The organism is Nocardia sp. NPDC049737, from assembly GCF_040674755.1.
In the GTDB taxonomy this organism is placed as follows: Bacteria; Actinomycetota; Actinomycetes; order Mycobacteriales; family Mycobacteriaceae; genus Nocardia.
In genome coordinates, this window is the sequence record NZ_JBFANH010000077.1 from 1 (window position 1) to 8,296 (window position 8,296).

At 63.9% G+C, this 8,296-nt stretch carries 14 protein-coding genes; 7 read left to right on the forward strand and 7 right to left on the reverse strand.

What is annotated here, in order from left to right:
* The 4 genes from AB0J47_RS41870 to AB0J47_RS41885 form a co-directional block, all read right to left on the reverse strand.
* Positions 1 to 803, reverse strand: an 803-nt coding sequence (locus AB0J47_RS41870; protein WP_364360165.1) for a hypothetical protein, incomplete at its 3' end; no start/stop codon positions are given.
* A gap of 8 nt (positions 804 to 811) precedes the next feature.
* Positions 812 to 994: a hypothetical protein gene (locus AB0J47_RS41875; RefSeq protein ID WP_364360168.1), complete on the reverse strand. Its 183-nt coding sequence runs from the start codon at positions 992 to 994 to the stop codon at positions 812 to 814.
* On the reverse strand, positions 994 to 1,365 hold the full coding sequence (locus AB0J47_RS41880) for a hypothetical protein (protein ID WP_364360171.1): 372 nt from the start codon (positions 1,363 to 1,365) through the stop codon (positions 994 to 996). The genes AB0J47_RS41875 and AB0J47_RS41880 overlap by 1 nt, the downstream gene beginning before the upstream one ends.
* Positions 1,362 to 2,111, reverse strand: coding sequence for a hypothetical protein (locus AB0J47_RS41885; protein ID WP_364360174.1), 750 nt, complete (start codon positions 2,109 to 2,111; stop codon positions 1,362 to 1,364). Before AB0J47_RS41885 ends, AB0J47_RS41880 begins: the two co-directional genes overlap by 4 nt.
* A gap of 121 nt (positions 2,112 to 2,232) precedes the next feature.
* Here AB0J47_RS41885 and AB0J47_RS41890 point away from each other — a divergent pair, with 121 nt between their 5' ends.
* From AB0J47_RS41890 to AB0J47_RS41900, 3 genes are all read left to right on the forward strand, one after another.
* A complete protein-coding gene (locus AB0J47_RS41890; protein ID WP_364360178.1) occupies positions 2,233 to 2,583 on the forward strand; it encodes a hypothetical protein in 351 nt (116 codons plus the stop codon).
* On the forward strand, positions 2,580 to 3,062 hold the full coding sequence (locus AB0J47_RS41895) for a hypothetical protein (RefSeq protein WP_364360181.1): 483 nt from the start codon (positions 2,580 to 2,582) through the stop codon (positions 3,060 to 3,062). The genes AB0J47_RS41890 and AB0J47_RS41895 overlap by 4 nt, the downstream gene beginning before the upstream one ends.
* A 246-nt stretch (positions 3,063 to 3,308) precedes the next feature.
* Entirely contained in the window at positions 3,309 to 4,094 is a 786-nt protein-coding gene (locus AB0J47_RS41900; RefSeq protein WP_364360184.1) for a protelomerase family protein, read from the forward strand.
* A 254-nt stretch (positions 4,095 to 4,348) separates the two neighbouring features.
* Here the strand turns inward: AB0J47_RS41900 and AB0J47_RS41905 are convergent, their stop codons facing one another.
* The 3 genes from AB0J47_RS41905 to AB0J47_RS41915 form a co-directional block, all read right to left on the reverse strand.
* Positions 4,349 to 5,209, reverse strand: coding sequence for a protelomerase family protein (locus tag AB0J47_RS41905; protein ID WP_364360187.1), 861 nt, complete (start codon positions 5,207 to 5,209; stop codon positions 4,349 to 4,351).
* 171 nt (positions 5,210 to 5,380) lie between these two features.
* Complete coding sequence (locus AB0J47_RS41910) at positions 5,381 to 5,863, reverse strand: hypothetical protein (RefSeq protein ID WP_364360181.1); 483 nt, start codon at positions 5,861 to 5,863, stop codon at positions 5,381 to 5,383.
* Positions 5,860 to 6,210, reverse strand: coding sequence for a hypothetical protein (locus AB0J47_RS41915; protein WP_364360178.1), 351 nt, complete (start codon positions 6,208 to 6,210; stop codon positions 5,860 to 5,862). The genes AB0J47_RS41910 and AB0J47_RS41915 overlap by 4 nt, the downstream gene beginning before the upstream one ends.
* Before the next feature lie 121 nt (positions 6,211 to 6,331).
* Here AB0J47_RS41915 and AB0J47_RS41920 point away from each other — a divergent pair, with 121 nt between their 5' ends.
* From AB0J47_RS41920 to AB0J47_RS41935, 4 genes are all read left to right on the forward strand, one after another.
* Positions 6,332 to 7,081: a hypothetical protein gene (locus AB0J47_RS41920; RefSeq protein WP_364360174.1), complete on the forward strand. Its 750-nt coding sequence runs from the start codon at positions 6,332 to 6,334 to the stop codon at positions 7,079 to 7,081.
* Complete coding sequence (locus tag AB0J47_RS41925; RefSeq protein ID WP_364360171.1) at positions 7,078 to 7,449, forward strand: hypothetical protein; 372 nt, start codon at positions 7,078 to 7,080, stop codon at positions 7,447 to 7,449. Before AB0J47_RS41920 ends, AB0J47_RS41925 begins: the two co-directional genes overlap by 4 nt.
* Positions 7,449 to 7,631, forward strand: coding sequence for a hypothetical protein (locus AB0J47_RS41930; protein ID WP_364360168.1), 183 nt, complete (start codon positions 7,449 to 7,451; stop codon positions 7,629 to 7,631). The genes AB0J47_RS41925 and AB0J47_RS41930 overlap by 1 nt, the downstream gene beginning before the upstream one ends.
* A gap of 8 nt (positions 7,632 to 7,639) precedes the next feature.
* Positions 7,640 to 8,296 (forward strand): hypothetical protein (locus tag AB0J47_RS41935; RefSeq protein WP_364360190.1); only part of this gene is annotated, 657 nt, incomplete at its 3' end.

Genomic DNA, 8,296 nt, shown 5'->3' on the forward strand with positions numbered 1-8,296 from the left:
GCGACTGCGGTGTCCGGAATCGAGTCCGGAACCTTCCGGACTTCCGACCGGACACCCTCTCGGGAGGCTCCGGAATCACTGCCCGGCTCCCGCTGAGGGATCGTCGCCCGCTCCGCCCCGGCCGGACTTTCGGACTCGACTCCGGAGGTGTCCGGCCGGACTTCCGGAACATGTCCGGCCGGACTTCCGGACTTTTGGACACTTCCGGAATCGAGTCCGGACACTTCCGGACCCTCTTCCGGACGCTCCGGACCCTCGGGCACCGCGACCGGAATCCCGGTATCGAGTCCGGCCGCGTTCCGGACTCCGGACGGCACCGCGTCGATGACGGCGGTGTGGCGCCCAGCGTTCAGCTCCGCCAGGAAGTCCTCGGAGTCGGCCAGCGATGCTGCGCGAGGCTGATCGTGCTCAGCGACTGGAGCGATCCCGGCCGCCGCGCTCGGCCCGGCCTGCTCGGCTCCGACTTCCGCGGTTGCGCGCGACGGCGCGACGGCCGCCACGCCCGCTGCTGTCGCGGCATCCAACGCGGCCAGCTGCTCGTCGGTCAGCTTCGGCAGATCGGAGGTGTCGGTGATCCCGCGCGGCGCGCTCACACTCGGCTCCTTCATGTTGTCGTAGAGGGTGGACCGCGAGATCTTGTGTCCATAGGCGGCCAGCCAGTCCCGCACCTGCGGCGGGGTGGCGTCCGGGTGCAACTGCATGCGGGCGTAGCGGACCATCGCACCCGGCCCCGGCGCGGCGGCCAGCTCGGCGCGATGGATGTCGAGGTCGGGCGGTTCGGTGCGGGTTTCGATCTCGGTCATGTCTTTTGTCACCATTCGTCTATGTACTCGGTGCCGCACTCGGTGCAGGCCCATGCTTCGCCGCATTTGCGTTCGAGGCTGTCGGTCAGATCGTGGGTGTGCCTCATTCCGTCGATGGCGCCGCACTCGGTGCAGGCCATCACCGCATCGACATCGGCACTCGGCGTGATGCCGTAGCTGCGGGTGTTCATCACGCGCTCTGCTTCCGTGCCGCGGTTCGCGTCCGAGGCCGGGCAGGGGTGGCCGGCGCTTCGGACTCAGGCTCGGGCTCGCCCTGCTGCTCGGCCGCGATCTGCTTCAGGACGCTTTCCACCACATCGGCGGGCCACGGGGCCATCCCGTTGCGGGCGCGGCACATCTCCGTGATCTCGCCCAGCATCGAGTTGCCGCGCAACGCGGCCCCGGCCTTGGTCATGCGATGCACGCTCAGGGGAAGCTCCAGGCTGAGCTTTTGGGTCGCTTCCTCTTTCGCCGCTGGTGTGGTTGCGGTCGCGTTCGTCCAGTCGTCGGCGGTGGCCTTGCCCTTCGTCGAGGGCGGAACTTCGAGCTTGCGGGCCATCATTTGATCTCTCCTGCCAATTTCAGTAGTTCGGTGGTCAACGCCACCACTTCGGCGGCGGCGGCGCTGTGGGGTGCGTATTCGGTCACGGACAGCCCGAAAACCGGTGCTTGGACGTAGTCCATGCGGTCATGGATCACGGTGTTCAGTAGCGGCAGTGGCGCGGTCTCCAGGCGCGCACGTGCCGCGCGCACGATTCGCGGAACGCGATCCGGCTTGCCTTCCCCGCCCCGCCGGGTCAGGTCGGCCCGGTTGAGCAGCACCACGGCCCGGCTCCGCGCGCCCGGCGCGGCACCGTCGTGGGTCCAGGCTTCCTCGATCACGGCCATGAGGTCTTCGCCCGCCCACAGATCCCACGGGCTCGGCGTGACCGGCACAACGACAACCCCGTGGTCATCGCACAAGGCGGCCAGGATTGCACTGCGGGTGATCCGGATCCGCCCATCAGGGATGGGCAGTGGACGGCCAGTCCCGGCGGGCGCATCGATCACCAGGTCGTCGACACCGGCCAGCAGTTCGGGCAGATCCTTGTGAATGGTGGGCTGAACGTAGGGACGCACCTCGATCACGGGCGGATCGGTGCGCTGAGCGGCCCACTCCGACGCCGAACCCTGCGGGTCGGCATCCAACAGCCGCACCACCCTTTTGCGCTGCGAGCGACGCGATGCGGGCCGTTGCGCCAGCGCGACGGACACATTCACCGCGTTGGTCGTCTTCCCGCTCGATTTGCCGACGAACACCAGAATCACCGAGACACCTCCTTTCGCTGCATTTGACTCATTCCAATGGATAACATCATAACATCCAAATGAAGTTTAGGGGTGTAGGGTAGAGGCAGCATGTCGACCAGACCCAAGGGGGCCAAACATCATGTCCGACAACAACATCGGTGATCAGCAAGGCATTGCCGCAGAGCTGGCATCCCTGCGCGAAACCATGCGGACATGGCGGGCCGCGCCCGCCCCGGCCGCACCTGAGGACAAGCAGATGACGCCCGAGATGGCCAGTCTGCTCGGATGCGAAACCCCAGAAGGGCGCGCCAGCTACCAGCGGCTGTCCGCATGGCGCGCTGCTGGTTACGACGGTCCCCTGGACGAGAACGCGAACATCCCCGACCCCGACGACCCGACCAACATCGACCGGCTGGCCACTCTCGCCCACCTCGCCCGCGTCGTGCCGACCGGAGCAGTGAGCGCTCCCGGAACGACGAAGCGGAAGTGATGGACACGATCGCCGCCGTCGCTCTCACAGCCGATGAGCGCGCACTGCTGCGCGAACTGCACCGCGACATCGGGCAGCTGCTGGCGACTCCCACCGGCGCCGTCGCGGCCTGGCGCGATGGAGAGCACAGCGGCGGAGGCGGAGGCTTCACGTTCGAGTTCGGACGGACCCGAGTCGGCGGACGCTGGCACGAGTGGATACCCGTCGAGCACTGGCCGGACGGACGGCCACGCCTTTGGCGCTCGGGCCGCCTGCTGCGCGAGGTATCGATCACCTACACCCGGCTCGTGCGCTGGGCCGAGGCCCTCCCTGCCGAGGTACGCCACCAGGCGCTCACCTGGTGGCGCACCTACCCGGACAACACCCGAGACCTCGCCGCCCTGGCCCGCCTCACCCTCGCACAGCTCGCCGACCCGGAACCCGCCGACCTGCTGGAGCTGCTTGAACTGACAGGTTCCGAGCCAATGACGGTGACGTAGCAGCAGACACCAAACACGAAGGCCGGGAAGCGTTTTCGCTTCCCGGCTTCACTCGTTCAAACACCACGAATACCAGGAACACTACAAAACTTCACCGGAAGCGCCATTCTTTATGTATACTTGGGCAAACAGCCCATGTATAGGGTTGTCGAATCGGGGAATGTTCACGAAAAGTCACAGCCAGAAGAGCAGCGTATCGCCGTAGATGTAGACCGAGTCAGAGGCAAGACTGATCGGCAGGGGAAGATGATCGCGCTCTCAGAGCTGTCATGGATTCACAACCGACGCAAGCCGGACGGCGAGAAATTCTCGGTTCTGACCACTCGGAAGCTGATCATTGCGTATCGCAACGCGATTCGCGAAGCGTTCGGCGAAGAAGCCGCCATCCTGGAGACGCTTCGCTACTCGCCCGCTCGGGCCGACGATTTCAAGGCGCACCAGATCGAGACTCGCGAAGCGCGCCACCGCGACCAGCGACCGCTGGACGCCGAGGAACACGTCGAGTCCGCGTTGCTGCTGCTCGGCCACGCCGTGAAGATGCGGTGGTCGACCCCGGCCGCCATCGCGGGCCTGTGCGCCCTGACCGGCCGCCGCCCCTACGAAGTGACCTGCACCGGCCGATTCGTGCCGGTTGCAGGCAACCGACACGAAATCATCTTCTCGGGCCAGGCGAAGACTCGCGATGACGAGCGTGCCGCCGCACCGTTCACGATCCCCGTACTCGGTGACCGTGAATTGATTCTGGAAGCAATCGAAATGCTGCGCGGGAAAATTGATGTCGACATGGACAACAAGACATTCTCTCAGCGATACGCAAAAGAAATCGGCTTGCAGTCGAAAAAGGCATTCAAGGATGCCGAAGGAAATCCATTAAAGCCTTCCGATTTGCGCGACGCATACGCTATTATCGCTTATGAGGAATTCGCCCCGAAAAAGGTTTCATCGGTACAATTCATGAACGACATTTTGGGACATAAATCGGAATACCTCGACACGACGCTTTACTACATCAGTTTCTACCTCGTTAAATAAACAATTGAATATGGCTTTATAAAAATCCCCACGAAATGCGGAATTGAATTCGGGAAATCCGAAATCAATTCCGCATTTTTTATTCCCTTTTTAATTCGGGAAATTGGGCCAACTCCCCAAGTTCTCTAGAGAACTTGGGGAGTTGGCCCAATTTCCCGAATTAAAAAGGGAATAAAAAATGCGGAATTGATTTCGGATTTCCCGAATTCAATTCCGCATTTCGTGGGGATTTTTATAAAGCCATATTCAATTGTTTATTTAACGAGGTAGAAACTGATGTAGTAAAGCGTCGTGTCGAGGTATTCCGATTTATGTCCCAAAATGTCGTTCATGAATTGTACCGATGAAACCTTTTTCGGGGCGAATTCCTCATAAGCGATAATAGAGTATGCGTCGCGCAAATCGGAAGGCTTTAAAGGATTTCCTTCGGCATCCTTGAATGCCTTTTTCGACTGCAAGCCGATTTCTTTTGCGTATCGCTGAGAGAATGTCTTGTTGTCCATGTCGACATCAATTTTCCCGCGCAGGATTTCGTTTGCTTCCAGAATCAATTCACGGTCACCGAGTACGGGCATCGTGAACGGTGCGGCGGGACGCTCGTCATCGCGAGTCTTCGCCTGGCCCGAGAAGATGATTTCGTGTCGGTTGCCTGCATCCGGCACGAATCGGCCGGTGCAGGTCACTTCGTAGGGGCGGCGGCCGGTCAGGGCGCACAGGCCCGCGATGGCGGCCGGGGTCGACCACCGCATCTTCACGGCGTGGCCGAGCAGCAGCAACGCGGACTCGACGTGTTCCTCGGCGTCCAGCGGTCGCTGGTCGCGGTGGCGCGCTTCGCGAGTCTCGATCTGGTGCGCCTTGTAATCGTCGGCCCGAGCGGGCGAGTAGCGAAGCGTCTCCAGGATGGCGGCTTCTTCGCCGAACGCTTCGCGAATCGCGTTGCGATACGCAATGATCAGCTTCCGATTGGTCAGAACCGAGAATTTCTCGCCGTCCGGCTTGCGTCGGTTGTGAATCCATGACAGCTCTGAGAGCGCGATCATCTTCCCCTGCCGATCAGTCTTGCCGCGGACTCGGTCTACAAATTCGGCGATACGCTGGTCTTCTGCCTGTGACATTACGTGAACCTTCCCCGATTCGACAACCCTATGCTTGGGCTGTTTCCCCAAGTATACATAAAGAATGGCGCTTCCGGTGAAGTTTTGTAGTGTTCCTGGTATTCGTGGTGTTTGAACGAGTGAAGCCGGGAAGCGAAAACGCTTCCCGGCCTTCGTGTTTGGTGTCTGCTGCTACGTCACCGTCATTGGCTCGGAACCTGTCAGTTCAAGCAGCTCCAGCAGGTCGGCGGGTTCCGGGTCGGCGAGCTGTGCGAGGGTGAGGCGGGCCAGGGCGGCGAGGTCTCGGGTGTTGTCCGGGTAGGTGCGCCACCAGGTGAGCGCCTGGTGGCGTACCTCGGCAGGGAGGGCCTCGGCCCAGCGCACGAGCCGGGTGTAGGTGATCGATACCTCGCGCAGCAGGCGGCCCGAGCGCCAAAGGCGTGGCCGTCCGTCCGGCCAGTGCTCGACGGGTATCCACTCGTGCCAGCGTCCGCCGACTCGGGTCCGTCCGAACTCGAACGTGAAGCCTCCGCCTCCGCCGCTGTGCTCTCCATCGCGCCAGGCCGCGACGGCGCCGGTGGGAGTCGCCAGCAGCTGCCCGATGTCGCGGTGCAGTTCGCGCAGCAGTGCGCGCTCATCGGCTGTGAGAGCGACGGCGGCGATCGTGTCCATCACTTCCGCTTCGTCGTTCCGGGAGCGCTCACTGCTCCGGTCGGCACGACGCGGGCGAGGTGGGCGAGAGTGGCCAGCCGGTCGATGTTGGTCGGGTCGTCGGGGTCGGGGATGTTCGCGTTCTCGTCCAGGGGACCGTCGTAACCAGCAGCGCGCCATGCGGACAGCCGCTGGTAGCTGGCGCGCCCTTCTGGGGTTTCGCATCCGAGCAGACTGGCCATCTCGGGCGTCATCTGCTTGTCCTCAGGTGCGGCCGGGGCGGGCGCGGCCCGCCATGTCCGCATGGTTTCGCGCAGGGATGCCAGCTCTGCGGCAATGCCTTGCTGATCACCGATGTTGTTGTCGGACATGATGTTTGGCCCCCTTGGGTCTGGTCGACATGCTGCCTCTACCCTACACCCCTAAACTTCATTTGGATGTTATGATGTTATCCATTGGAATGAGTCAAATGCAGCGAAAGGAGGTGTCTCGGTGATTCTGGTGTTCGTCGGCAAATCGAGCGGGAAGACGACCAACGCGGTGAATGTGTCCGTCGCGCTGGCGCAACGGCCCGCATCGCGTCGCTCGCAGCGCAAAAGGGTGGTGCGGCTGTTGGATGCCGACCCGCAGGGTTCGGCGTCGGAGTGGGCCGCTCAGCGCACCGATCCGCCCGTGATCGAGGTGCGTCCCTACGTTCAGCCCACCATTCACAAGGATCTGCCCGAACTGCTGGCCGGTGTCGACGACCTGGTGATCGATGCGCCCGCCGGGACTGGCCGTCCACTGCCCATCCCTGATGGGCGGATCCGGATCACCCGCAGTGCAATCCTGGCCGCCTTGTGCGATGACCACGGGGTTGTCGTTGTGCCGGTCACGCCGAGCCCGTGGGATCTGTGGGCGGGCGAAGACCTCATGGCCGTGATCGAGGAAGCCTGGACCCACGACGGTGCCGCGCCGGGCGCGCGGAGCCGGGCCGTGGTGCTGCTCAACCGGGCCGACCTGACCCGGCGGGGCGGGGAAGGCAAGCCGGATCGCGTTCCGCGAATCGTGCGCGCGGCACGTGCGCGCCTGGAGACCGCGCCACTGCCGCTACTGAACACCGTGATCCATGACCGCATGGACTACGTCCAAGCACCGGTTTTCGGGCTGTCCGTGACCGAATACGCACCCCACAGCGCCGCCGCCGCCGAAGTGGTGGCGTTGACCACCGAACTACTGAAATTGGCAGGAGAGATCAAATGATGGCCCGCAAGCTCGAAGTTCCGCCCTCGACGAAGGGCAAGGCCACCGCCGACGACTGGACGAACGCGACCGCAACCACACCAGCGGCGAAAGAGGAAGCGACCCAAAAGCTCAGCCTGGAGCTTCCCCTGAGCGTGCATCGCATGACCAAGGCCGGGGCCGCGTTGCGCGGCAACTCGATGCTGGGCGAGATCACGGAGATGTGCCGCGCCCGCAACGGGATGGCCCCGTGGCCCGCCGATGTGGTGGAAAGCGTCCTGAAGCAGATCGCGGCCGAGCAGCAGGGCGAGCCCGAGCCTGAGTCCGAAGCGCCGGCCACCCCTGCCCGGCCTCGGACGCGAACCGCGGCACGGAAGCAGAGCGCGTGATGAACACCCGCAGCTACGGCATCACGCCGAGTGCCGATGTCGATGCGGTGATGGCCTGCACCGAGTGCGGCGCCATCGACGGAATGAGGCACACCCACGATCTGACCGACAGCCTCGAACGCAAATGCGGCGAAGCATGGGCCTGCACCGAGTGCGGCACCGAGTACATAGACGAATGGTGACAAAAGACATGACCGAGATCGAAACCCGCACCGAACCGCCCGACCTCGACATCCATCGCGCCGAGCTGGCCGCCGCGCCGGGGCCGGGTGCGATGGTCCGCTACGCCCGCATGCAGTTGCACCCGGACGCCACCCCGCCGCAGGTGCGGGACTGGCTGGCCGCCTATGGACACAAGATCTCGCGGTCCACCCTCTACGACAACATGAAGGAGCCGAGTGTGAGCGCGCCGCGCGGGATCACCGACACCTCCGATCTGCCGAAGCTGACCGACGAGCAGCTGGCCGCGTTGGATGCCGCGACAGCAGCGGGCGTGGCGGCCGTCGCGCCGTCGCGCGCAACCGCGGAAGTCGGAGCCGAGCAGGCCGGGCCGAGCGCGGCGGCCGGGATCGCTCCAGTCGCTGAGCACGATCAGCCTCGCGCAGCATCGCTGGCCGACTCCGAGGACTTCCTGGCGGAGCTGAACGCTGGGCGCCACACCGCCGTCATCGACGCGGTGCCGTCCGGAGTCCGGAACGCGGCCGGACTCGATACCGGGATTCCGGTCGCGGTGCCCGAGGGTCCGGAGCGTCCGGAAGAGGGTCCGGAAGTGTCCGGACTCGATTCCGGAAGTGTCCAAAAGTCCGGAAGTCCGGCCGGACATGTTCCGGAAGTCCGGCCGGACACC